Source organism: Mycoplasma testudinis ATCC 43263 (assembly GCF_000687795.1).
Classification (GTDB): Bacteria; Bacillota_I; Bacilli_A; order Mycoplasmatales; family Mycoplasmoidaceae; genus Mycoplasmoides; species Mycoplasmoides testudinis.
This window is the reverse complement of record NZ_JHXT01000006.1, coordinates 37,637-63,346: the sequence shown is the minus strand read 5'-3', so window position 1 is coordinate 63,346 and position 25,710 is coordinate 37,637. Positions and strand designations below refer to the sequence as shown.

General features: G+C 32.4%; 21 protein-coding genes. 3 read left to right on the top strand and 18 right to left on the bottom strand.

Annotated features, from left to right (window positions below):
• Positions 1-153: 153 nt before the first annotated feature.
• The 6 genes from T384_RS06225 to T384_RS0102200 all read right to left on the bottom strand — a co-directional run bounded on the left by T384_RS06225 (position 154) and on the right by T384_RS0102200 (position 8,892).
• Entirely contained in the window at positions 154-666 is a 513-nt protein-coding gene (locus tag T384_RS06225; RefSeq protein WP_036498842.1) for a hypothetical protein, read from the bottom strand.
• 212 nt (positions 667-878) lie between these two features.
• Positions 879-2,720: a sensor histidine kinase gene (locus T384_RS06220; protein ID WP_052663439.1), complete on the bottom strand. Its 1,842-nt coding sequence runs from the start codon at positions 2,718-2,720 to the stop codon at positions 879-881.
• Between the two features lie 11 nt (positions 2,721-2,731).
• Positions 2,732-3,988: a potassium-transporting ATPase subunit C gene (locus tag T384_RS0102215; RefSeq protein WP_027119664.1), complete on the bottom strand. Its 1,257-nt coding sequence runs from the start codon at positions 3,986-3,988 to the stop codon at positions 2,732-2,734.
• Between the two features lie 11 nt (positions 3,989-3,999).
• A complete protein-coding gene (gene kdpB / locus T384_RS06215; RefSeq protein ID WP_084266109.1) occupies positions 4,000-6,174 on the bottom strand; it encodes a potassium-transporting ATPase subunit KdpB in 2,175 nt (724 codons plus the stop codon).
• A gap of 18 nt (positions 6,175-6,192) precedes the next feature.
• Positions 6,193-7,974, bottom strand: a complete 1,782-nt coding sequence (gene kdpA / locus T384_RS06210; RefSeq protein WP_084266108.1) for a potassium-transporting ATPase subunit KdpA — start codon at positions 7,972-7,974, stop codon at positions 6,193-6,195.
• A 246-nt stretch (positions 7,975-8,220) separates the two neighbouring features.
• Positions 8,221-8,892 (bottom strand): potassium channel family protein, encoded by a 672-nt coding sequence (locus T384_RS0102200; protein WP_027119663.1) that lies wholly within the window; start codon positions 8,890-8,892, stop codon positions 8,221-8,223.
• Between the two features lie 158 nt (positions 8,893-9,050).
• Between T384_RS0102200 and T384_RS06205 the strand changes: the two genes are divergently transcribed.
• Positions 9,051-10,877 carry a TrkH family potassium uptake protein gene (locus T384_RS06205; protein WP_169734575.1) on the top strand — a complete coding sequence of 609 codons (1,827 nt, stop codon included), beginning with the start codon at positions 9,051-9,053 and terminating at the stop codon, positions 10,875-10,877.
• 8 nt (positions 10,878-10,885) lie between these two features.
• Here T384_RS06205 and T384_RS0102190 read toward each other — a convergent pair whose 3' ends face one another.
• Both T384_RS0102190 and T384_RS0102185 read right to left on the bottom strand, forming a co-directional pair.
• Positions 10,886-11,590, bottom strand: coding sequence for a YebC/PmpR family DNA-binding transcriptional regulator (locus T384_RS0102190; protein ID WP_027119662.1), 705 nt, complete (start codon positions 11,588-11,590; stop codon positions 10,886-10,888).
• Positions 11,591-11,595: 5 nt separating this feature from the next.
• On the bottom strand, positions 11,596-12,567 hold the full coding sequence (locus T384_RS0102185; RefSeq protein ID WP_027119661.1) for a gluconeogenesis factor YvcK family protein: 972 nt from the start codon (positions 12,565-12,567) through the stop codon (positions 11,596-11,598).
• A gap of 98 nt (positions 12,568-12,665) precedes the next feature.
• Between T384_RS0102185 and T384_RS0102180 the strand changes: the two genes are divergently transcribed.
• The gene (locus T384_RS0102180; RefSeq protein WP_027119660.1) at positions 12,666-12,890 is read left to right on the top strand and encodes a hypothetical protein; all 225 of its coding nucleotides are present in this window, start codon (positions 12,666-12,668) and stop codon (positions 12,888-12,890) included.
• A 300-nt stretch (positions 12,891-13,190) separates the two neighbouring features.
• Here the strand turns inward: T384_RS0102180 and T384_RS0102175 are convergent, their stop codons facing one another.
• The 6 genes from T384_RS0102175 to T384_RS0102150 form a co-directional block, all read right to left on the bottom strand.
• Positions 13,191-13,442 carry a hypothetical protein gene (locus T384_RS0102175; RefSeq protein WP_027119659.1) on the bottom strand — a complete coding sequence of 84 codons (252 nt, stop codon included), beginning with the start codon at positions 13,440-13,442 and terminating at the stop codon, positions 13,191-13,193.
• A 438-nt stretch (positions 13,443-13,880) separates the two neighbouring features.
• Positions 13,881-16,526, bottom strand: coding sequence for a DUF31 family putative serine protease (locus tag T384_RS0102170; RefSeq protein WP_027119658.1), 2,646 nt, complete (start codon positions 16,524-16,526; stop codon positions 13,881-13,883).
• Between the two features lie 173 nt (positions 16,527-16,699).
• Positions 16,700-18,850 carry a DUF2779 domain-containing protein gene (locus T384_RS0102165; RefSeq protein ID WP_027119657.1) on the bottom strand — a complete coding sequence of 717 codons (2,151 nt, stop codon included), beginning with the start codon at positions 18,848-18,850 and terminating at the stop codon, positions 16,700-16,702.
• Complete coding sequence (fmt, locus tag T384_RS0102160) at positions 18,850-19,806, bottom strand: methionyl-tRNA formyltransferase (protein ID WP_027119656.1); 957 nt, start codon at positions 19,804-19,806, stop codon at positions 18,850-18,852. Before fmt ends, T384_RS0102165 begins: the two co-directional genes overlap by 1 nt.
• Positions 19,807-19,818: 12 nt before the next feature.
• Positions 19,819-20,508: a DUF5385 family protein gene (locus T384_RS0102155; protein WP_084266107.1), complete on the bottom strand. Its 690-nt coding sequence runs from the start codon at positions 20,506-20,508 to the stop codon at positions 19,819-19,821.
• The gene (locus T384_RS0102150; RefSeq protein WP_027119654.1) at positions 20,508-20,831 is read right to left on the bottom strand and encodes a hypothetical protein; all 324 of its coding nucleotides are present in this window, start codon (positions 20,829-20,831) and stop codon (positions 20,508-20,510) included. The genes T384_RS0102155 and T384_RS0102150 overlap by 1 nt, the downstream gene beginning before the upstream one ends.
• A gap of 86 nt (positions 20,832-20,917) precedes the next feature.
• Here T384_RS0102150 and rpsT point away from each other — a divergent pair, with 86 nt between their 5' ends.
• Positions 20,918-21,157 carry a 30S ribosomal protein S20 gene (gene rpsT, locus T384_RS0102145; RefSeq protein WP_027119653.1) on the top strand — a complete coding sequence of 80 codons (240 nt, stop codon included), beginning with the start codon at positions 20,918-20,920 and terminating at the stop codon, positions 21,155-21,157.
• Positions 21,158-21,218: 61 nt separating this feature from the next.
• Here rpsT and T384_RS0102140 read toward each other — a convergent pair whose 3' ends face one another.
• From T384_RS0102140 to T384_RS0102125, 4 genes are read right to left on the bottom strand one after another with little or no spacing between them, the layout of a single operon-like run.
• Positions 21,219-22,163, bottom strand: a complete 945-nt coding sequence (locus tag T384_RS0102140; RefSeq protein ID WP_036498839.1) for a hypothetical protein — start codon at positions 22,161-22,163, stop codon at positions 21,219-21,221.
• A 37-nt stretch (positions 22,164-22,200) separates the two neighbouring features.
• Positions 22,201-23,655, bottom strand: coding sequence for an MPN449 family protein (locus tag T384_RS0102135; protein WP_027119651.1), 1,455 nt, complete (start codon positions 23,653-23,655; stop codon positions 22,201-22,203).
• A gap of 1 nt (position 23,656) precedes the next feature.
• Complete coding sequence (gene holA / locus T384_RS0102130) at positions 23,657-24,583, bottom strand: DNA polymerase III subunit delta (RefSeq protein WP_027119650.1); 927 nt, start codon at positions 24,581-24,583, stop codon at positions 23,657-23,659.
• Positions 24,519-25,700 carry a ComEC/Rec2 family competence protein gene (locus T384_RS0102125; RefSeq protein ID WP_027119649.1) on the bottom strand — a complete coding sequence of 394 codons (1,182 nt, stop codon included), beginning with the start codon at positions 25,698-25,700 and terminating at the stop codon, positions 24,519-24,521. Before T384_RS0102125 ends, holA begins: the two co-directional genes overlap by 65 nt.
• Positions 25,701-25,710: the final 10 nt, after the last annotated feature.

Here is a 25,710-nt window from a genome sequence, read left to right as displayed (position 1 = left end):
AGAAATGCAGCAACCAATAAATAACTTAGTTAAATCTCAATAAAAAGTGTTAACTTACAATTTTGAATTCTTTAAGAAAAATTCAAAAATATCTGTAAAAAGCAAATAAATATTCCAAGGGATTATTAATTTTTATTAACCGCAAAAATTTAATTAAATTTTTTGAAACTCAATTATTTTGTTTGCATAAATACCTGATTTATTTAAAACGGAAACAATCTGAGTATATTCACGGCCGGGAATGCGAAAAACAAATAAACGATCTTTCTTTTCAATGTAAGCCTTTTTAAAGGTAGTTATAATTAGGCTTACCTCTTGACTATCGGATGGTTTAAAAACATTAAAATAACGAACTTTACTTCCTGTAAAAGATGAGTTTTGTTTTTTATCCGGAGATTTTGGTGGATGATAATAACTAATTAAATTATAAACATCTTTAAAACCATTTTCTTGATCGATTCGAAGTTTATCCACGTCACTTCTCAAAACGTTAAAGTTAGTCTTTAATGTACTGACATCAGATTTTAAAGTACTGACATCAGATTTTAATGAACCAACATCAGATTTAAGACCAAACACTTCATCAGACAATTTTAATAAATGCTCACCTAATTTATCGATTGTTCAATGGGTTTTTATTTTTTTATTATTAGCCTTGTTGCTCATTGCGACTTTACTCGTACCCGGTTTTATAGAATTAACCTTATGTTTATATCTCTTATAGTTATCATAATAAATTTATCCTTGCAAATAATGATAAAAGACAACAATCAATAAAACTCAAATTTAAATTATTATACATTTAATTAAACTTCAAAAATAACACTCAGACTAATTAAGCATTTTATTCACAATATAGAAAAATTGAAAAATAGGAGTTAATTAAGGTGACTACCTAAAGCCAATTTAATAATATTTGTAAGCGATTTTAATAGCAATATTTCTTGAAATGACAGTGGAGACTTATCGCGGTTACACGATATTCCAACCGCATATGTTAATTTTTCATTAACTGAAATTGGAAAATAATATCCTAAAGCATTTGTTAAAGTATTTGTCCCAACACCTGCCACAGCATTGTTTTTGATTACTCAGGTTGCAATGGCAGTTTCGTTAACTTCGAAAAAAGATGCTGGAGTTTCATTATTCTTACCACTGAAAATTTTGATTGGATGAAAATCATTATTATAAATTCAAACAGAACGATTAAAAATTTTAGACAAACTAATAACTGTTTTTTTCAAAACTTCCTCATTATTTTGGGCATTTGACAAATTCGCCGTTAGATTATTTGTTGCATCAATTACGCGATTTGCGTGATGACTGTGATCAACTTTCTTTTTTAAATGTAAGATTACTAATTCGTAAACAATCCCAATTATTAAAAAGATGAAAAAATCAACTATTTTTAAAGCTAAAGTATCATTAACAGCAGAATCAGTGACTAAAAAGAAAAAAGCAAAGGCTGCTACCAAGGACGTAAAAATTCCATAAATTGAAGTTTTAGAAGTAAATGAAACAATGCTTAAAGCTATTGCAAAAATAGCCACAGACACAATAGGGAAATCTCTAGCTGCATAAAAAATCGCCACTAAAATCGCATTAATTAACACAACTTTAATAACAGATAAAAGATCAAACTTTAAAAAGAATCAATTTTGTTTTTTAAGTGTTGATTTTTGAAAACCAAAAGGAACAATTAAAATTTCTGTCGTGGGCAACAAACTAATTAACCGGTTTTCAAAGCTATTTTTTCGATAATATTTTTTTCATGACTTACCTAAAATAATATTTGTAACACCATGTAAGTTAACGTATTCAGATACTACCGCCGGAACATCATCACCATACAAAACGATAGTTTCTCCACCCAATTTTTGGACAAGTTCAAAATTAGTTTTTAAAACTTCATTATTGACGTAAGCTTCATTACTAGTTTCTACATACAACGCGGTAAAAGTAGTATGGTTAGCAGTTGCTAAGCGACTGGCCACGCGGATATTTTTTGGTGATGAAATGGATGATGTAATCAAAACTAAAACTTTAGCATTATTTTTTTGTTCAACAACTTTTTTATGAATAATACGATCTGCGCTGCGACGCATTGCGATTTCTCTTAAGGTATTAAGATTATCAACTGTGAAAAAATTTTCTAAAGCCAAATCAGCTTGATTTTTCTTGTATACTTTTCCTTGACGAAGTCGTAAAATCAAATCTTGAGGTTCAATATCAATTAATTCTAATTCAGATGCGAGATTAAAAATAGCGTCAGGAATTGTTTCTGAAGTAGTAACTTGAGTAGCCTCATTTACTAAATCGTTAATCCCCTCTAGGTGTTGAACATTCAATGTTGTATAAACATCAATTCCAGCATTTAACAATTCCTGAACATCAAGATAACGTTTTTGGTTACGACTACCACTAACATTAGTATGTGCTAATTCATCAACTAAAATAATTTGTGGTTTTCTTTTAATTGCTTGATCTATATCAAACTCTTTAAGTTTAATCCCTTTGTAATCCACTTCTTTTGGTGTTAAAATTTCTAAACCCGTTAATAAAGCGGTTGTCTCCTGGCGGGCGTGAGGTTCGATATATCCAACAACTATATCAACTCCTGTCTTGCGAAGTTCATGAGCTTCTTGAAGCATGGCATAGGTTTTTCCAACTCCAGCAGAATAACCAAAGAAAATTTTTAATTTACCTTTTTTAATTTCCATAATAGTCTCCCTTACAAAACGTCATAACCATCTAAAGTTAAGTTAACTTTAAGGACATTAACAACCGGCTCACCAGCTACTCCTAGCAAACGACCGTCACTAAACCGAGAAATAATTGCTTTTAATTCATCTGCTGTTAAAGGTTTGCGATCAGTTGCAGCAACCTTATTGGCAGGAGAATTTTTAAAAGCAGGTGAATTCACATAAGTTGCACTATTGCGATAGGCAACGATTCGATCAATTTGAAATTCTGCTGCAGACACAGAAATATTTGGATCTAATCCGCTTCCGCTAGCAGTTAATAACTCAACAGGAATCTGTTCTTGGGTTGGTGGTGTTATTTGGGTGGCATCATACGTTTGTTGAATTTGCTTAACCCGTTGATCCACAATTTTTTGGAATTCGCTACTATTAACAGCAATGTTTGATGCTGTTCCAAGATTGATACGACCAGTTAAATATTGGGGGCTAACAAATTGTTGCCCCAATAATTCACTTCCAAAATTCATTTCTGATGTTGAACCATCTGGGTTTTTTACTGTCACTTTAAGTTGTGATCCATTCGCCTGAGATGGAAAAACAGTTTGTCCAATTACGGTTACAACAATGGGATAAACAATTCCAGTAATTAATCCAAGTGAAGCAATAGCAATAAATGGAGCTCGGAAAAATAATAAAAAACGGACAAACTTGGAATGTTCTTTGGTAGACGTTTCAAGAGGTACTGCACTTGCTTCAGCTAAGGTTTTGTTCTCGATGCTGACAGGCTTTGTTTTTGATTTTTTAGTTTTTAAATTACTTCAATAGTGAGATCAAAATGTTTTTTGTCTAGCTATCAAAAGTTTTAGTTGATTTAATCGTTTAAAAAAATATTTATTCGGATTAATCTCTTTTTTAGGTTCAATTTTATCATCAGATGAAAGGTCAATAATCTCTTTGGTATCATCTTTTTTTTGTAAGGATTTTTTAAATTTGCTCAGTTCTTCTCCCTGAAGATTTACTTTATTAGTTAAACTGGCAGGGAATTGATCACTTAGCAAAGAATCCGTTTTTTTATTTTCTAAATTATTTTGATTCTGCGTTGTTTCATTTGAAATAATTTGGTTAGCAAGATTATTTTTTTGAGAAGAACTTTTATCACTTGATTCTAGTACATCTGATTTATTTTTTAATTTATTTGCAGTATCTAAAGAATCTAAATCACTAGTTTCAGATAAATCAATTATTTCGGCAGTTTGATTTGCTATGTTAGTTTTTTTATCATTCATAAAATTACCAACTACGATCCCGTAACAATTTGTGAAACGACACCAACTTGCATTGACAAGGGAATAATCGCACTTAAAATTAGATCAAATATTTTGATAAAAATGAACGGAGTAATAACTCCACCTAAACCATATATCAATAAGTTAAAGCCAAGGGTTTTATTAGCTGAACGTTCTCGATAGCGAACTCCTTTTAAAGACAAAGGAATTAAGGCAATAATAATCAAAGCGTTATAAATAATTGTTGATAGAATGGCTGTGGTAATGCTTGTTAAGTTTAAAAAATTGAGAACGTTTAATCCCGGAATCAATGGAATAAATAAAAGAGGAATAACGGCAAAATATTTAGCTAAATCATTAGCGATACTAAAAGTTGTCAATGCTCCACGCGTCATTAATAATTGTTTACCGATTCTAACAATTTCAACAAGCTTAGTTGGCGAAGAATCAAGATCAACCATATTTCCGGCTTCTTTTGCGGCTTGGGTTCCAGAATTCATTGCCACCGCTACATCAGCTTGTGCCAATGCTGGGGCATCATTTGTACCATCTCCAGTCATTGCAACCAAATGGCCTTCTTTTTGAATTTTCATAATTCAGTCGATTTTCTTTTGTGGAGTAGCTTCGGCGATAAAATCATCAACTCCTGCTTCCTGAGCAATTGAAGCGGCAGTAATCGGGTTGTCACCAGTGATCATAACGGTTCTAATCCCACTCTTGCGGAGTTCACCAAATTTCTCTTTAATTCCACTTTTGATTGTGTCTTTTAAATGAATAACACCAACAACATTATTGTTTTCACAAACCACTAAAGGAGTGCCACCCGTACCAGCAATTTTATCTACAGCAAGTTCACATGCTTGGGGATAAACGCCACCTAAAGACTCAACATATTTGCGAATTGCATCGGCTGCACCCTTCCGAATTTTTCTAGTTTCATTAATATCTACACCACTCATCCTGGTTTTTGCTGAAAACTCAATAAAGGCTCAATCTTTGCTATCAAATTGAGAACGATCAATTTGGTATTTCTCAGCAGCATGAATCAAAATGCTCTTTCCTTCTGCTGTATCGTCTGACAATGAAGAAATTACAACAATTTTTGCTAAATCGCTATCACTTAACTGACTCACGTTAATAAATTCACTAGCTTGACGGTTCCCATAAGTAATTGTTCCAGTTTTATCTAATAATAAAATATCAACATCTCCAGCAGCCTCAATAGCTCTACCAGTTTTTGCTAAGACATTTACTTTATTCAATCGAGCCATTCCCGCAATTCCAATTGAAGACAAAAGCGCGCCTATAGTGGTAGGCGCTAAACATATCGTTAAAGCCACGATATCAGTCAAGCTAGTAGCCCGACCAACCGCAGCATCTGGTGAAACAACAGGTTGAATCGCAGTACTAATATATTGAGAAAAAGGCAACAAAGTAGCAGAAACAACCAAAAAAATGATTGTTAAAGTGATTAACAGAATTTGTAAAGCAATTTCATTTGGTGTTTTTTTACGGGCAGCACCTTCAACCATAGCAATCATTTTGTCTAAAAAAGTTTCACCTGGTTTTGCAGTAACTTTAATAATGATTCAATCCGAGATTACAGTCGTACCACCAGTAATAGCATTTCGGTCCCCGCCAGCTTCTCGAATTACAGGCGCACTTTCTCCAGTAATTGCACTTTCGTCAACTGAAGCAATTCCTAAAACGGCTTCGCCATCTGTTGGCACTTGATCTCCTGCTTTAATTAAAACTAAGTCACCAATATTTAAAAGTTGACTATTAATTTCTTCATAAGGCGATTCATAATTGATTTCTTTAATCCGTTTGGCCATCACATTCTTTTTGGCTTTTTTTAAACTATCTGCTTGAGCTTTTCCCCGTCCTTCAGCAATTGCTTCAGCAAAATTAGCAAATAAAACGGTAAATCACAATATTAAAGCAATTGTTCCAACATATCATGGTTGAGAAACAATTAATCCTGTACTAAAACTTAAGCCAAATAAGATGGTGGTAAAAATCGCAGATAAATAAACGATAAACATTACGGGGTTTTTCAACTGAAATCAAGGGTTCAATTTAACAAAAGTTGCCTTTATTGCAGATTTTAAAATCGGTTTAATTTTTGATCATTTACTACCAAAACTAGCTTGGTTTTTTTGCTTTTTCAAGTTCGAAACTGACATAAATAAATCCTATTTAAACTAACGTAAATAACTTAAAGGCAAGACCTTAAGTGATAACAATGTTTGTTTGTTCATTTGAATTTTTGGCATAGTTTGTCTTTGTGAAACTTGTTCGCCAATCGGACCTAAAGCTCAAGCCGGGAAAAAGCTTAATGCACCGATAATTAAAATTACTCCAAAAACCATAATTGAAAACATTGTGGTATCTGTTTTTAAAGTTCCAGCTGAACTTGCGACATATTTTTTCTTGGCAAAATTCTTGCCCAGATAAATAACTGCCATTATTGGTACAAAACGGGTAATTAGCATAATTACACCCCCCGAAACATTCGTCCATAAATTATTGGCATCAAATCCCGCAAAAGAGCTACCATTATTATTAGCTAACGAACTAAATGCGTACAAGATTTCGCTAAATCCATGGACACCTTTATTTGTTAATGATGCGTTTATATTTGGAATAAATGTTGTAAATGCAGTTCCCAACAAAACTAATAAAACCGGCGGTAAAATAATTGAACTTACCATCTTCATATCAAAGCTGTCAATTTTCTTATTGAGATATTCTGGAGTTCTACCAATCATTAATCCAGCAATGAAAATTGAAAGTAAAACGAAAGCAATCATCCCATATAAACCACTACCAATTCCTCCAAAAACGATTTCCCCTAACTGCATCAAAAACATTAATACTAATCCGCCCATTGGCGTAAAACTATCAAGGGTCGAATTAACAGATCCATTAGAAGTTGCTGTTGTAGCCACTGCCCAAAAAGCTGACAAGCCAACTCCAAATCGGGATTCTTTACCTTCAAAATTTTGGGTTTTTAAAACTGACGAACCAACATATTCAGCAGCCACCCCAAGAACAAGACAAATAACAAAAATTGAAAGCATTACTTTTAAAATCATTGATCCTTGTTTACGTTGATTTACAGCAAACCCAAAAGTAAAACATAACGAAATGGGAATCAATAAAATGCTTCCGGTTTGAACTAAGTTACTAAATACAGTCGGGTTTTCAAACGGATGTGCCGAATTCGCTCCAAAAAATCCACCACCATTAGTTCCTAGTTGCTTAATACTAATTTGGCTTGCGGCTGGACCTAAGGGCATAAAAATATTAGCTTGTTCTGTATTGGCGTTAGCACCATCTAAGGTTTGGCTAACACTTCCAGCAGCAAATGATTGGGGAACTCCTTGTGAAATCAACAAAATAGAACTAAGTAAAGCTAAAGGTAATAACAAATATAAAACAACGCGAATTAAATCAACATAAAAATTACCAACAGTTTTAGATTCTTTTAAAATCAAACCACGAACCAAGACAAACAAGACACAAATCCCTACAGCTCCTGAAACAAAATTTTGAACTGTTAAACCTAATACTTGGGATAAATATGATAATTGGGTTTCGCCGGCATAGGCTTGTCAGTTGGTGTTAGTAATATAACTAATGGCTGTGTTTAATGCAAGATCTCAACTCATTCCTTGAACGTGATTAGGATTAAGAATAAAATAACCTTGCAACATTAATAACCCGAACAGAAAAATGAAACCAACGAAAGAAAAAGCCAATACGTGAAGGGTATATGTTTTCGGTTTCATTTGCGCATCCATTGAAACCCCCATCATTTTGAAAATGAGTTTTTCAATAGGTCCAAAAAAACGACTAAAAAAGAATATTTTTTGACCGTTAAAAATCTTATAGATAAATTTACCAATAAAATACGACAAGCCAATAACGATTAGTAAGGTAATTACAATCGTTACCGAAGATAAAATTATGTCTTGTTGCATAAAGATGAAGTTTTATATATTTAATAAACCTTAAGAATTAAAGTTTTTGTAAAAAAAACATGAAAAACAAGTAAACCAACAGGGCTAATCCAATTACGCCAGCAACGATTAATAAAATAGTCATTTCTTTAGTTGCTAATTTCCTTATGGCATGAATAATAACATATTAATCGCAAGTGAACTAATCTAGTCATCAAAACAGGCGTTTATTTTGGAAACATCTGATTTGTGAATTTAGTTAATTTATTAGTCTTTTTTAAGAGTTACATATTCAATAAAAGAATCTATATCTTCAGATTTACATACGGCTGAAACAAGATCACCTTGCTTTAAGATAGTTGTAGCTGTAATAGGAAAAATCAATTCTCCATCCCGTTGTATTGAAATAACGTTAGCACCACCATAGCGGCGTAAATTTAGATCAGCTAATTTACGCTCAAAGATTTCTTGGTTGGTAACTGCAGTTTTAACGAAACTAATTCCTTCACCTAATAAAGAAATATCAGCACTTAAATTATGAATAACTTTTAAAGCCACGTTTTGACCAACAATTTCTTCGGGGATGACTGAATCTTTTACACCCATTGTATTAAGAACCCGCTTGTGAACGACGTTTTTTGCTCGAGCAATAATGTTTTTCACTTTTACTTCTTTTAAGTTTGCACAAATCATAATTGAAGCTTCGATATTACTAACACCAACAATAACAGTACTAAATGTTCGCAGACCTAATTCATCTAACGTATTTAAATCAGTGGCATCTGCCCGAACAACATATTCAAATTCTTTTGAAGCCAATTGAACTAGTTCGTCGCGAGTGTCAATCAGCAAAAGATTATTGTTATTTGATTGAAGTGATTTGGCAACTTGCATGCCAAAGCGCCCCAATCCAATAATACATATATCTGCTTTACTCATATAAAATTATTGTGCCTAAAACCTTAAATTTCCATTGAATGGAATAAGTTATTTTGGTTAATATAATATAATATATTTTCCAGTATATGAAAAATAATAGAAATTCAAAATTTCAAGAATTTAAAAATAAGCATCGAAAATTACTCAAAATAACAAAAGTGTTGCTTTGGGGCGATACCGTCGCCCAAAAGATAACACATTTTTATGTTTACTTAATACTACTTGGTGCAATTCTTTTATATTTACCAATTTCTTTGACCTCGGTTCCAGATCATTACAGCAAAACGATCTCTGAAGATTATTTGAATCCAGCAACGATTGGTTCAGCTTGAAACGCCACTATTCACGGCGTTGTTCCAGCTAGTGCTTGGAATCAAGTAATCAACGGAACTGATCATTTCTTTTTGTTACAAAATTCTGGAAATACTAATACTTACTTAATAATGGATAGTATTTCTGGAGCGCCAAAAATTATCCAAACCCAACAATATACTTTTTGAGATGCCATTTTTGTTGCTGCTTCAGCATTTAGTGATACTGGGTTAACAACAGTTGTATTGCGCAGTACATATACTGTTTTTGGTCAAGTTATAGTAGCTTTATTAATTCAAATTGGTGGAATCGGATTTGTAGTTATTGCTTTTTTGTTATGAAAAATATTCCGGGCTCGGGAACGTGATCATTCAGCTTTTTCTAAAGCGTTGGTTCTGCAAGCAGAACGGGGAAATTCAAAATTAGGTGGAACCACAAAAACGATTATTGTTGCTGTTATCTTTATTTTTTGCGCTGAAATTGTATACGCTATTTTTTATGCTTTATACTTTAATTTTGCACCTGCGTTTGAACAACAGGTATTAGCATCATCTTCAATCGCCGGAAATGATTTAGGAACAAAAGCGTCATTAATTACTATTAATAGCACCTCGCCAATTTATGTTCACAACAGCCCATATGCAATTTGAGCAGGAATTTTTAACTCTATTTCAGCAATGAATAATGCGGGTTTTGACATTTTAGGATCGGCAAGTTTAAGTGCTTATCGGAACGATACAAATGCGGTCTTTTTGACTATCGTGGCATCAGAATTTTTCATTGGTGGAATCGGATATCCAGTGATTTTTGAAGTGTATGAACACATCCGTCATAAACGAAACAAATTAAATACCCAAAAGTACCGTTACAGCATATTTACTAAAATATCTTTAATTACAAGTTTGACAATTACTATTATTGGATTTATTTTAGTGGTTTCATTAGAATTAACAAATCCAGATGGATCTGTTCAAATCTTGAATCAAATTGCCAATGCGAGTCCCAACCAGGCAATAAATGTGGTTAATAATTTGCAAAACAACATAAATGGAATCAACCGTGCGGTATACGGAAACAACGTTGTCTTTAATCAAGTATGAAACGCTTTATTTGAAACTCTTTCAACTCGCAGCGCTGGATATAGCACAATCTCTAATAACTTGTATTCAGACCCAACCAAAATTGTATTAACAATCTTAATGTTTATTGGAGCCGCTCCAAGCTCTACAGCTGGAGGAATTAGAACCACTACACTAGCGCTAATTTTAGTTGCTGTCTGAAGCAAATTACGTGGTCGCAAAGAAGTCCGAATGTTTAAACGAACAATTCCAAAAGAAACTGTTACCAACGCTTATGTTGTAACACTACTAATGATCATTTGATTAGGCGTATCCGTATTTATTTCAGCTGCTACTATAGCTGGGCAAGTACCTGACTCAAAACTTACATACATTGATATCTTATACGAATTTAGTTCAGCGTTTGGTACAGTTGGCTTGAGTACTGGTGTTTCAAATATTATCACAACGATTGTTCCGATTCCATTAATCTTGCTAGTTATATTAATGATTATTGGACAATTAGGACCATCCACTACCATTTTAGCTGCAGTCAAAAAAAATCCGACCGGAAACACTTACAAGTATCCAGTCGAAGATATTAAAATTGGTTAACTTTTAATTTAATTAGCTTTATTTGAAACGACTCATTGAATATCGTCATCATCTTCGCACGCATCTAAAAAGCGATTGAAAATTTCGTTTTCATTATCTGATAATGAAACTTCAACTAAAGGGTCTAATTTTAACTCGCTATGACTAATCTCAAAACCGTTTTTGGATAAAACGTTTTTGATTTCATAATACGAATTTGGTGAACAAACGATTTCGAAACCTTCACCATCACTATTCAAATCAATAAGGTCAAAATCAATCAATAATTCCAACAATTTCTCGTCTTGGTAATTATTTAAATTTGTTAAAATTATTCCCCGTTGTTCAAAATTAATCTTCACGCTATTTGGTTTAGCTAATTTTCCATGTAATTTACTTATGTGTCCATTTAAATTACTGATGGTACGGTTCGTATTATCAGTCAGTGCGTGGACAATAATTCCTAAACCATTTGGACCATAAATTTCGTATTCGACTTCAACCATATCAGCGCTATCTTTAGTTGAACCGTTGATATTTCTTTCGATTGAATCTCGAGATAAATTAAATTGTAAAGCACGATCTACAGCGGCCTTCAAACGCGGGTTAGCTTCTATATTTGGGCCGCCTACTTTTGCAGCCGCTTTAATTTCTTTTGCCAGTTTTTGTCAAACCTTGGCATTGTTTTGTTGCTTTTTGTTAGTCTGACTAGCAACTAAGTGTTTACGTGGCATTTAATTTACTCCCTTTCAAAAATGTTACAAAATGCTTTTAAAATCTTTTTCGCATCATGCCGCACATAAATTTTTTCGTTATTGTTGATTAATGGCATCTCAATAATTTGAACATGTGAATCATATGCTTCTTGATTAATCAATACAGGGTGGGAATTTTCGAGCGCATAATGTTTAATAATCGAATCATTAATTTTTCCCTTATGAACTAAAGCGTAATCAATAACTCCATACTCTAAATGATCTTCAATAGCTTTAATATGTTGATACAAATTCATATCGTGAGTTTCTCCGGGTTGGGTCATAATGTTAGAAACATAAATGACTTTAGCTTTTTCGTTTTGAATAATGGCCTTTTTAATTCCTGGAGCAATTAAATTGGGAATAATTGAAGTATACAGTGAACCAACCGAAAAAACAATGTAATCAGCCTTTTTGATTTTTTCAATAACTACTGGATTGGTTTTAATTTTATCAGGATTAATATAGGAAATTTTTTTAATTGTTTTATTGATGTTAGGGATATGATGTTCTCCAACAGTTTCTGTACCATCCGTGTATGTTGCTTTAATACTAATATCTGGATTGCTAGCAACCGGATAAATTGAACCTTTCACATTTAAGATCTCGCTGATATTTTGGATTCCTTCATAGAACCCACCACTAATTTCAACAAGGGCAGTAATAATTAAATTACCTAACGAGTGGTTATCAAAAACTGCATTTTCTTTAACTGAGGATTCAAATCGATGATCCATTAACTTTTTTAAAATATGTTCACTATTTGATAAAGCAACAATTACTCTTCTTAAATCTCCAACTGCTGGTAGTTTAAACTCTTGGCGAACTGTTGCAGTTGATCCACCATCATCAGATACAGAAACAATCGCCGATATATCAATGTCAGGAATTTCCTTCATTCCCTTCAAGATGGTGCTCAATCCAGAGCCACCACCAAGCACAACAACGTTATTCATAAGAACTCCTATAATGCATAAGGTAAATAATTTTAATTGATAAAAGTAAAAAAACAATTATAATTTTACACGTTAAACACACAACAGATGGAGGCCACATGGCTAAATACACAAAATACGAATGATTAAAAATAATTATGTTCTGATCTTTTGTCATTGCAATTATTTGATTCATATTAGATTCAATTATTGCAATCGCAGGAGTAGCTCAAGGAGCAGTTATTGCATTATTCGTGCTTGCGTTAATCTTTACTTTTATTTCAGCAAGTATTTGAATTTACGTAAAAATTAAAAAAACAACCCGCAAGGTTGCTCGAAATTAAGTAATTAAATTATTACTTTATAAAGCAAAAATTCAGGTTCAAAGCCTGAATTTTTTATTTGAATAAGAACTTATTAAAAAGGCGCGATTTAGCAAACCATTATTTGGTACTTATTAAACAGGTTTATAGAAGTAGGATAGATCACACATAAAATAGTAGAGATTTCTTCCAGTTTTATTTTTATTCAGTTATTATCTTAAAATTGGGATTATTTGATATCAAGAAAACATAAAATTTAATCCAGATTTTAAGACTACATTTTATTAGTTTTTTCAGAGAATAGCTGTTTTTAATTAACAACTAATCCTTACTTCCATAATTTTTTTCTCAAGATAAATGTTCAGAATGACCAGTTGTAGATCGGAGATAAGTTTTAGCTTTAAAATCAATTTCATTTAATCGCTTCACAAAATTTATTTGGATGATGTATTTTAGAAAACGATCATCGTATTTATTAATGATCTTGGTGTGATAGCGATAAAAATTATGATATGCAACATATTGCTTGACTTTCTTTTTAAAACTTTCATCTCAGCAACATCTCGAATTCATGGAAGCAATTCTTTATCAAACTTACTTAAATTGTTATCTATTTGTCTGTTTACTTCACTAACACCTAAGGGAGTTAATTGATGTTCTACTCTTAACGACCTTAACAAAGCATAAAACTGTGGTAGCTAACAAAATTAGTTTCTTTAAATTCCATAGCGTTATTAGCTCTAGTTCTTTTAATGGTAATTCCATGTTCTTCAAAATTTGCATAAGCTCGTTTATATAATTCGCTTAGTTCAGCAGTAATTTGCTACACCAAAACTTCAGAGTATAAGAACTTGAATCATGATCGATTAATCCAGCAACGTAAAGTTTTTGGAAAATTCAGGCAATTGTGTTTTAGCAAAAATCTTTATATTTAATTGTATATTGATGGTTTCTATAATAGAAAATTCGTTCAGGATATTTTTTTCAATATAACAAATTGGTGTTATTTATTTAATTTAATCCCAAGTTAAAAGTCAATCAAGAACGATCTTGTAACTTTTGCTCTAATTCTGGGCGAACATTCATTCTTCCAGAAGCTAAAACGTTTGATTTCGAATAAGGGTCTTGGCCAACAAAATTGGTAACAAAAGTTCTGTTGACATTACCAGCTGTGGGTCCATATGAATAAACAATCCCAAAATTGTTGAAGTTCGCGTCAATAATCATTGAACCTGAATTTCCTGGACTAACTTGGTCGCCATCTAAGATTGTAGTTGTTCCAACTGTAAATGTTTGTTGGTACAAGCCTAATGTCTGATTTGAAATGTCATGATCGTTCGGATATTTTTTAATGTGGTTGGAATTATATTTTCCATCTTTACTGTATGGTTCATAATATTTTTTATAGTCGTTTTCATTATAGTAAGTGTAAAAACTTTGGGTGTTATTCGCTGAGCCACTATCTGTATAAAATTGATTCAACGAATAAGTCACGCTATGATCAGAAGTTCTTCAAGAAAAAATTTGATTGCTACTTTGGCGACTATTTGTTCCTGGATAACCTGCTAAATAAGTGTTAGTGCGATCATCAGTGCGTGGGTTGGCACTTAATGAACCACTAAATCACTCTTTTTGTTGTGGCGCTGGTTCTTGCAAAACATTCCATAAAACAGGTCAGCTTTCTTTAATATCGTTGGCATTAAATGTCATTTTAATAAAAATAACATCAGGGCCAATTAAGTTGTTAGTATAAGTTTTAAACTCACTTTCGTGGTGTTTCCCACCATCTACGTAAGAATTTAATTGGCCATCATTTCTTGGAATGTGGCCGATTGTTTCGCTTGGTGCATAAACAATACTATCGATGAAATTTTGGCGACTTTGGGTTAATCATTCTGGTGTATCCATGCTTGCCCAATTCAAATTATTCGGATTTTTGTCTTGAATATTGATTACGGGGTGACTTTTGGTTACAATTTGATTTTTATATTCATAATTAGCACCTTGTGCTTTTGTGGCACTACCATCAGCTGAAATAACATCTTTTGAATTAATTGGGTTAGTATTTTCGTAACCATTAGTTGGGTTAAAATGCCCTCACATGAAATTGTCAAATCCTGAATTTGCAAGTCAGCTAGTTTGGAGATTTTCTTTTTGTTGATCTCTAACTCTATCGAAGTCGAATTTTCCAGGCGAAAAACTGTAGAACACGAAAGAACCAGGATTTGCAGAACTTGGTTCGGTTCCGGCAATTTTCCCAATATCAAGAACGTGCTTATTAGTCGCCATTAAAAACGAATAACTTTGTTGCGGAGTGTCAGGGTGATCTTTCTCTTGTTGATCTTTAAAAATCCGATCAACTATTCAAGCTGTTCCACCATCTCCGTATGAGCGATCATAACTGGGAAAAGAGAAACGGTCAGCTGGGTTATTGTGTCTTCTATCTTTAGCCTCTCGATAAGTTTGATCAAAGTTGTCATTTGGTGTATCGTTTGCACTTTGATAACCGGCATAGGTATAACTTAATACTATTGATCGGTCAGCAATCTTTTTAATATAGTCAAAATCACTTTTCAAACCGATATTATTTTTTGTCGAATTGCCGCCAGTCAAAGTTACATAAAAGGCCTTTGTAGCCCCTGATTGCTCGTAACTGACGTAAAGTTTCAAAGTTCCTTTTTGATTGCTCACATCTTTTGGATTAGCATAAAACATAACATTTTTAATACCACTTGGCATCCCGTTAGGATCAAATAACAACATTCCTTTTTCGGAATCATTCATATCAGTAGTTTTCTTATTATCGCTCATAACTGAAGCTTGATTACCGCGAATTTCATCACTTAATGTTATCAACTTCCAAGCGAACATTTTTGGATTTTGTCCCATTTCATTATGCGAAACCAAATAAGTTAATGATTTTAAATTAAATTTTAATGGTGATTCTTGCATCGCCACTGCTTCGTTCATAATGCTTGGGGTTGGCGCAATGGGTTGCGGTGCTTGAGCAGTTTTATCTAAATTTGAATTGCTAGCTTGATCTCTGTCCCGATTGGCGATAATTTTATAGTTGTATCAAAAATTATATGATTGCTTAAATTCAACTTCAGATGATAATTTAGGATTTAAAGTTTTGTCACCCGTATAAATTTCGTTGCGTTGTTCAACAGCAGTCTTGAAAGTATTTGAATTTGGGTTAAACTCAGGACGATTAGCGTTCGCATCAGCAGAAAGAAAATCAGTTGCCTTTAGTGATCCTACAATCGAACCATTTTGTGGCGTTCATTTCTCTGGGTGGAGTGTATTTCAACTTGAATCTCAAAGAAAATCGGTTGAACTAGGTAATCCACTGGCAGTTTTAGTATATTCACTATTGTTGTAACCAATAGAATTGTGGACTAATTGTGTTGCGGTTTGGTTGTCTGGATTTGGAGTATCCTGCTTTTTTTCAGGGCCTTTACTTTCTATACTAGGATCTTTAGTATTAGAATTAGAGGGAGTAGGATCTTTAGTCTTAGAGAGAATAACACCACTGCCAGTAGAAGGTTTAGCACAACTTACACCTAAAACCGTAATCGCTGAAAAACTAATAGTTGAAAGCACGAAAGAAATGAACTTCTTGTGCTTTGAAGATTTTTTGATTTTTGATAAAGCCATAATGAAATTCCTTTCTTATGGGCGATTAAATTTGTAATTTGGAATTTTTAAAAGAAATCAATCAATTAACATAAAATCAATTGTATTGATACTTGATTATAAATTTTTTACAAATTTATACTTATTAAACAGCTTTATAGGAGTACGGTAAACTTATTATTAGGCATAAACCATTACTTGGCTAAATCATTTTGTTGCGTCAAATACGGCTCGAATCGTCGAAGTAATTCAGCAACATAATATTCGACTGCAATCATTGCTCGAACATCATTTTCACAATACTTTTGCAAGTTTGCTTCAGTGGTTTTTCAAGTTTCGTCATCAATTCGGTTAAAAAATCTTAAACTGGTTAAGGCCTGAGCTTTATCACCCTTTCGAACTTCTAAGGTTGAATAACTAACGGTTCGAGTTTGGTCTAAATATTTTTGAGGGACGATTGGAAGAACTACTTTAATTGAATAATAGCCTTTTAAATCTCTTAAAACGATATTCTTTTTATTTAGCGAAAAGAAATCAGCCAGATCATATAGGTTCCGGATAATTCGATCAATTTTATAGCTGTAATCACTATCTTCTAAAATTGATTTCAATTCAATTAACCGGTTTTTTTCAAAGGAAGCATTATAAACAATATAACTATATTCATCTGTGTTCTCTTCATATAATTCATCAACCACTTGTTTAAAGAATTCATTTGTAATATTAATCGGGTCAACGATTAAATTTTTACACTCACTGTTGGCAATTCCAGCACCGTGATCTTTCACAATTGAACATTGGGTAATAACTTGCATAAAAGGTAAAGAATTATCCATAACTCGAATCGCTTGGTTTAAAGTTTCAAAATCAAAATAAACTTTTTTAGATTTTAAAGTACGGTAAAAATCATAAGCATTATAAAAACAATAAATTCCATCAACGCTTTGATCATGAGCTTGATTATTTGTAAATAAATAAGTCTTCATACTCTCATTTATTTCTTTAATTTTTTTTGTTTTATGAAAAGGATCTGGAGTGTTTTTAATTTTTTGATGTCATGCTAAGAAACTAGAAAGATCGTATTTATTTGCATTGTTGGTAGTTGTTTCTTTATTGGCATAAATAAATTGAAAGACACTAGTTCAATCAATAAGTTTTCCTGAATAACTAAAGATTGGGAAACCCTGTTTTTCAAAAACATGTTGAATTAAAGGACGATACCGAAAAATTCTTCAATAGGTATGATATTTATCGCTCAACTCAATTTTTATTGATGCACCAACTTCATGATTAGCAAGTTTTGCTAAGTCGTCTTCAAAACGAGCGTTCAAGAAGAGTAATTCCTCAACTAAATCTTCAATTGCTTTTGGTGAACTTCTTTTGGTAACGCTTGGCGTTAGATCATTTTCTGGTTTTTTTGAAGGTGGATTAGAAGCTGATTTTTTCATCGCTACAAAATCTAGAGACATTAAATCATGTAACGAAATTACAGAAGAAGGATTCTTCCGCAACTCTTGCTTTAATTTAATGGTTTCAACACCGTAATATGGAAATGGTTTTTGATCTTCCTTATGCTTTGGCTTAGGTAAAGATGTTTGTGCAGTTTTAGCACAATTCAGGTGTTGAACTCGGGTAAATGAAACGTGACCTTTCTGATTTAACTCATAAGCAATTAAAAACAATGTTGCGTCATCCAAATGATCAATCGTATGTTTGATTATTTTAGCCTGATAGAACATTTCAAGGACGTGAATACGTTTAGACGAAGTAACTCCTTTAACTTCATATAATTCGTAATGATTATTAGCAAACACAATAGCATCAGGAATTGCGACTGCATTGAGATATGTAAACACTGGGTTTAAAAATAAAGTCGGAACATTTGTTTCTTCTATAACTTTTTTAGTTAATAAAGCGCGCTCTTTAATATTTGACTTGATTCCTTTGTATAAGGTATCAAAGTCCACAATATTTACAACTTTTAAAGTTTGCGAAGCAACCCGTTTTAAATATTCAACCGCTTGCTCAGATACGATTCGTCCTTCAATTACTCGGGGGTCATTAGAGTCTAAAACGCTGATTTCATTAACTTCGTCTTTTACAAAATCTAAGACATCAAATTCAACAGCTTCATATTCTTCGTCATCGTTATCTATGACGTTCATTACTGAATTTTTGTTAGTGTTGGTTTGGGAAACAGTGGCAGAATCAGTTTTAACTGGATATAAATAACTATTGATAATCCCCATAATTTCTTCGTCGGTTAAAAATCAAAGATTATCGGGGCGATCAAACATATTTAAATAATCTTGTTTTGTAATATAAAGTGGTTTTTTAATTGCCATTAAAAGAAAACATCTCCAATTTTAAACGGATACGTACCATGGTAATTGATTACTTTTGTTCGTTTTTTACCTGGTAATAAAAATTCCGTAATACGCACAGCCTTATCAGACTCACCACAAGCAATCAAAAAAACGTTTGGTTCTAATTTAAGGACTGTTCCAGGAGGTAACTGGTTAGAATTATGATGAACTGCTTCGGCATGGTAAAACTTTATTATTTTTTGGTCTGCAAAATTTGTATAAGTTCCAGGAATAGGTGAAAAAGCATTAATGTGACCAACGATTTTAATCGCAGGTTGTGACCAATCTATTTTCTCTTGTTGCTTTGTTAGCATTGATGCAACTAAATACGGATTGGTTTTATCTTGCTGAATTCAAATAACCTTTTCACTAATAATGTCCAAAAGTGATTGATACAACAAACCAGGAGCTTTTTGAATCACAACGTTCAGTAAATCGCCGCTTGTAAACCCAGAAGGAATGTCTATAATATTTTGACAGCAAATTGGTCCGGTATCCATTGTTTGTTCCATCTTCATTATCGAAATAGCGGTTTGGCTATCTTGGTTCCAAATTGCATAATTAATTGGTGCGGCACCGCGGTATTGTGGTAACAAGGAAGGGTGAACATTAATTACCCCATATTTAAAACTATTGAGTAGGTTCAAGCTTAAGCGTTGTCCATAAGCCACGCAAACACCCAAAGGACATCCTAAGGCGATTATTTGATCTATTTCCTGATTTAGTTTAATTGGTTGGAAACATAAAATATTATTATCAATGGCAAATTGCTTCACCGGATTGATAATAATTTTTTGATTTCGGCCAACAGGTTTATCAGGTTGAGTAACAATGGCCACGATTTCGAATTCGTTCGAATTATAAAGCCTAATCAAACATGCAACACTAAGCGATGTTGATCCAAAAAAAACAATTCGTGTCTTATTTAAAATCACATCGTACTCCTGTTAGTGGGATTGGGTTTGAACTGTTGTGCCTTGTTTTTGCATCTTCCGCAATTGTTTTTTTTCTTGAGCTGCTTTTTTCTTAGCGGTTCTAGCACGACGTTGTTTTTCCATTTTTTCAATTTTTTCATCTTCCCGCTTTTTAATTGGTTCAATTCATTTGAATTCGGTTTCAAAATCCATTAACCCATTAACAACGATATTGCGTTTAACTGAAGGTTCACCTTTAGCTTTTTTAGCATTTGGAGATTGAACAACTTCGGCTTCAATAATTCTCGCGGGATCATTTTGTCGAGTTTTAGCATCTCGAGAAATAAAGTAAATACAATAAAGTTCTTTAGATGCTTGCTTTTGTCTTTTTTCGCGGTATTTTTTAGCTTCGAGTTTAGACAAACTATTTTTTTGGATATAATCTTCAGTTTCAAACTGGTACGATTTTTTTAACTTTTTATCTTGCAAGGGATTGTTACGCTTAGCAACAAATGAATATGAGACTTCTTTCCCACGTTCGTTATGATCTTGAAGATATTGTTTAACAGTTCGTCAAACTTCGTCTTTTTTTTCAGACTTACTTTGAGCAGTTACGCTTGCTGGCTGATTTTTCTTTTTCTTGCGCTTTGATACAAAATACCAGATTAAAGCAATCGGGATAATGAAAATTAACAGTCCAAATAAACCACTACTACCGCCCATTATTTATGTTCCTTTTCTTTCTTTGGTTGAAATGCTGTTTGCAAAAAAACATTTAATCCACTAAACGCTAAATCTAAAACATCTCGCAATTGTTTGGTGAATCCAACTTCTTTGTTTCAATTTTTAAGTTCACTAGAAGCTATTTTCAGATTAGCGAAAAAAACATCTTGATTTGCTTTAAAACGTTGTGGCGTATTTTCTTTAACGGCTTTAACGTGTAATTCACGTTTTACTTCGCTAACTTTATTACGCACAGAATTGTCAAGCTCTTGTACCTTCGTATCAATTTTGCTTGAGATCAAATTATTTTTTTTACTAATCATACAAATTAATTATAAGTTTAAACTTCTTAATATTATAATTTTGTTTACTAGAAAATCAAACATTAACTTTATCAAAAGGAAAATTTATGGCAAATATCAAAGCAAATGACAAAACATTGCGAAAAAGTGTCAAGCGTCGCGCTGACCACAAAGGTCAAAAAACTGAATTAAAAAATCAAATTAAAACAGTTAAAGAAACTAAAAAGGTAGAAGATTTAAATAACCTTTATGGAACAGCAGATAAACTGGCACGTAAAGGAACAATTTCAGAAAATCGCGCACGTCGGCTTAAGTCACGTAATGCAAAAGCTTTAAATAAGAAATAGTTTCCCTTTTATAAAATACTAAAAAATCCTTGTTAATGCTTAATGGCTAACAAGGATTTTTTTATCATTGGTTGTTAATTTTATTTCGGATTTGTTTGAGATTTGGTTCAGCTAATCTTAAAACACCTACAATTACTAAAATTAAAATTGGATCACGAAAAATTTCCTTTAAAACCCGGGGCACTAAATAATAATAAGCGCCAAAATTAATCAGGTTATTATTTGGACGGCCATTACTTAAAAAGTTTAAAAGTTCAATTATCGAAATCGTCCCCATTACAAATGAAAATAAAATAGAAAGCAACGGAACAAGTAAACTCACATACAAAAAAAGACGGGGATTTTTTTTATGTTTAATGTGCTGGCGTAAAAAATAAAACATAATGATTTCCATCACAACAAAAAAAACTGCAAGAGTAGTTGCGGTGAGAATTTGTGTAGAATCGATTCCTAGTCCGAAAATATTTGCGGCATTATTTGTTTTACCGTTGTTTTCGATAAAATTGTTTTTCCCAAAATAAATCAAACTAAAAATTCCAATTCCCAAGAAGCCAACAATAACAATTTGGTTAAAAATTAAATCCCAAATCCATGATTTTGCATTTAATCGTAAATGATAAATTCCAGCAACAATCCCAGCGACAATCATAATTAACGATTCTTGGATGGCATACATTCAAAATCAAACACCTCCGCCCATCGCCCATGTAATCGTATCAGTTAAAAAACCTAAAGGAATTCCAATTATTGGACCAAAAATTCACCCCATTATTGTGATGGGAATTCAGGTCACACCAATTCGCATTGTCGGACCTAAAGGGATACTAAACAATTGAGTAACTATCCGGAATGCAATCATCAATGCTAAAAGAACTAGTAAGTGAGTTGTATGTCTAATTTTGATTGGATAAAAAGGAAAAAGAAACTTTAAAAAAAGGAGCTTAAAGCTCTTTTTTTGATGCACTTGATGTTGAATATAAGGGCCTTGAAGTTCGGTTGAAATCATAATCTTCTTATCTCCTTATACTCTTGATAATTCTGGTTTAGAAACCGCCTCCACCGAAAGGACCACGACGGCGACCAAAAGGGCCACCACCCATACCACCGAACGGACCATTAGGGCCAGCACCTGGCATATTTCCACCAGAAGCGCTTTCAGCTTCCTTGGCATATTGTTCAATTAATTGAGTTAGTCTTTCAATATCAACCTTTGGATTCAATAAGTAAGCAACAATTACGATAATAACTAGGGGTCCAAATGAAGCTAAACTAATAATAATCGTGTAATAAATTCCTAATATTTCAGGAGTATTAGGTTGAGAAGGTAATCCAGTTTGGAAAATATTTGATTGTTGTAAAAAGGTAACTTGAGTAAAAGTTCCAGAAAAGGGAATAAAGTTAAACAGAATATAAAATAAACCAACAATAATAATCGTAGAAATTTGCAAATGATAACGCATATTATCATTAACTTTAGGAATTTCAGGATTGTTTAAAATTACTGAAGCAGCACTTGCATAGCGTCGCATTTTTCCACCAGACAATCGTCCTTGGCTATCATTGAAATACCTTCACGTCAAGACAATTCCAGAGATTAACATAATTATTGGGCCAATGATAAACGAGAAAAGAGCAGATCCTTGAACACGGCTTGTGATGGCTTGTCCTGCAGCATTAGTTCCCGAAACAACAAGACCATTTACAGATGCAACGATCCATGCAACGATTGTGGCTGCATTAGTTAAAAAAAATAAAATTGAAAAGGCTAGAGCAATATATTGCAACAATATAATTGCTCGTGGCTTTTCGGTTCACCGATAAACCTTTCCAATTAAAAGTTCAATTTGTAATCTTTGGTTAGCAAGTTGTTGGGCCATTGGATTATAAGACCCAAATCCTTCAGCTTCAGAAGGAGCTTGCTGATTAAATAATTCAGGATTAAAACCAACATTTTTAACTTTAGGATCATTTTCGGTCGCAAAAGTGCTTTGTTTTTTAAATTCGTCTGAAGGGATTCTTTGACCCTGAAGCGGAGGTTTGTCAGCGTCACCAGTTGGGCCAGCTCCTAAACCAGAAATAGCAACCGGAATAACACCATCTATTGTTGGCGCAGATGCTAGTGGTTTGTCATCGTCCAAATTAACGTCATTAGCTAAATCAATTGTGAAATCACTTAAAGGTTTGGAGAAAATATTTCGACAAAAAACGTCAGTATATTTAATATCATCTGCTAAGTCGTCTAAATCAATTGAGATTTTAACTTCAGAAAAATTAATTTTTCGATTTGATAAACGTTCAAAATTACCAATATACTTGTCAGTAAGCAATAACTCAGGAGTATTTTGTTTTTCGAGATAATCGTGAATCTTAATTAATTTTTCAACTATTAACTGAAAATCAGGATTCTTAACAAACTCACCAACTAAAATTGTGTTACCAAAAATAGTACTTAAATGTTGGCGAGATTGTAGCAAAAGGTTTTTGGAGTCTTGGTTCATTTTAGTTAGAAAGGCCTTTTAATAAAAAGAAACGAACACTATTATATTGTTCAATAGAATATTTTTTTATTTTGATATCTGTGCTAATTATACCATTTAAAAACTTTTCTAATTTTGCAGCAGACGTATTCATACATAACTTGCGCATGTTTTTTAGTTGGAAAATGCTTAAACCTAAACTTTTCGTAATAATCGTATCATTAATTTTCTGAGATAATGCTCGATAGACCATAATTAGCTTAATTATTTGTGTTGCTAGAATTTGCAAAATATCAATTGGCGAATAACGATCTGGTACTAACGCGTGATAAAGTTTAGCAGTGGCGTCAGTTTTTTGCAAAAGAACGTATTCCATTAATTTAAAAATGGAATCATTATTATATTCAAATGTCAGCCCGTCAATTAATTCTTTTGTTAACTCCTTAGGTTTGAAAAGTTTCAATTTAGCAATTTCGTTCTGAATTACTAAAGCATTAGGCAAAACTCGTGCCACTAATAAAGCCAAGTTCTCATAAGAGAGATTAATACCTTCATTAGCCAATAAAGTCACGATATTGCCTTGCATCGAATAACTTGTTAATTTGGGGATACTAATTACATTCACATTTTTAATAAAATCTGTTAAAACTTTAGTTTTGGCTAACTTTTCATTTTCCACAGTTAAAAAAACTTTTAAACTAGTATTTAATTTCAAAATTGAGAATAAATCTTCTGAGGCGTTTGCTTCAGTTACATTAGCTAAAAAAGTACATCCATAAACGATAATCTTTTTTTCAGTATCTTCAAATAAATTTTGCGAATGAAGCATTCCTGAAAGTTGTTCGATGGAATTGTAAACTACTTTTTCATATGAAAAATAATCTTTATCAAGAATTTTTTGTAACTCTTGGTGAATTAAGCCTTGGTCCGATGAATGAATTATGGTCATTAATTAAAAACTTTCTTTTTTTAGGATGCATCTTATTAGATCAGATAAGAGCAATTATAAAGAATACACTATAGTACAACAAATAAATGTAATCTGCATGGAAAGATTTTAAGTATCAATAAAATTTAATATCGTGAAAATAATTTAAAGTTGCCGCCAAGGCTAGATATAGTCAATCAAAATAATCCCAAATAAATCAAAAAGGTAAAAGAGCTAATGAAAATAAATAGTAAAAACTAATAACGGGAGTAAAAATTCAAGAATTAAAAATAATTAACAAATTAATTTTGTGATTAATACTAAAAATTATTGGGGCCGACAAAAAATTAATAATTAAAGAAGCTAGAATTGCAAGCATAATTTTTGGTAGATTTTTAAGATATAACAAAAAGCATAAAACTATTGTTCCAAAATAAGTCAATTGGAAACCAATGTCATAAACAGCAAATGGATTGATAAGCAAAACAATACATCCAGATAAAACCGTTCGGTATAATGGGTCGTTTTGAGTTTTGCTGTTTTTAAACATACTCAAAAAACTACTAATTACAACTCGTAAAATTGCAAATCCCATTCCTAAGAAATAACCATAAAACAAGCAAGTTAAAAAACTTAAAAAATTTCCTAGAGCATGTTTTTGCCCACATGCTTTTTTAATTAAAACACTTAAAATACTCAGATGAAATCCACTTACAGAAATCAAATGAACGATTCCTAAATCGATTAATTGAAAATAAAAAGGATTTAAATCTCGCGGCCTTGAATTAAAAATAATTAATTGCAAATAACTTGCTGTTACTGAAGTTTTTTTAGATTCTAGAAATTGTAAGACAATATTTCTGAGATTGAAAGGTGCAGGAATTAAAGCTAAGCCTTTTTTGATTGACACATCTTGCCAACAAGCAAAATAGAAAATTGCTCCCCATAGTAAAAACAAAATTAAAAAAAACAGAATGTATTTAATTTGTTGATATGAAAAAATACAGCATGTACTCAATAAAACAATAACAGCAAATGCTATTGTTAAAATTACTAAACTTTTAAACAATAGAAAAATAATTCCACAAAAACTCAAGAAAATAAAAACAATAAATTTTTCATCAAATTTCTTATACATTTTTTCGCCC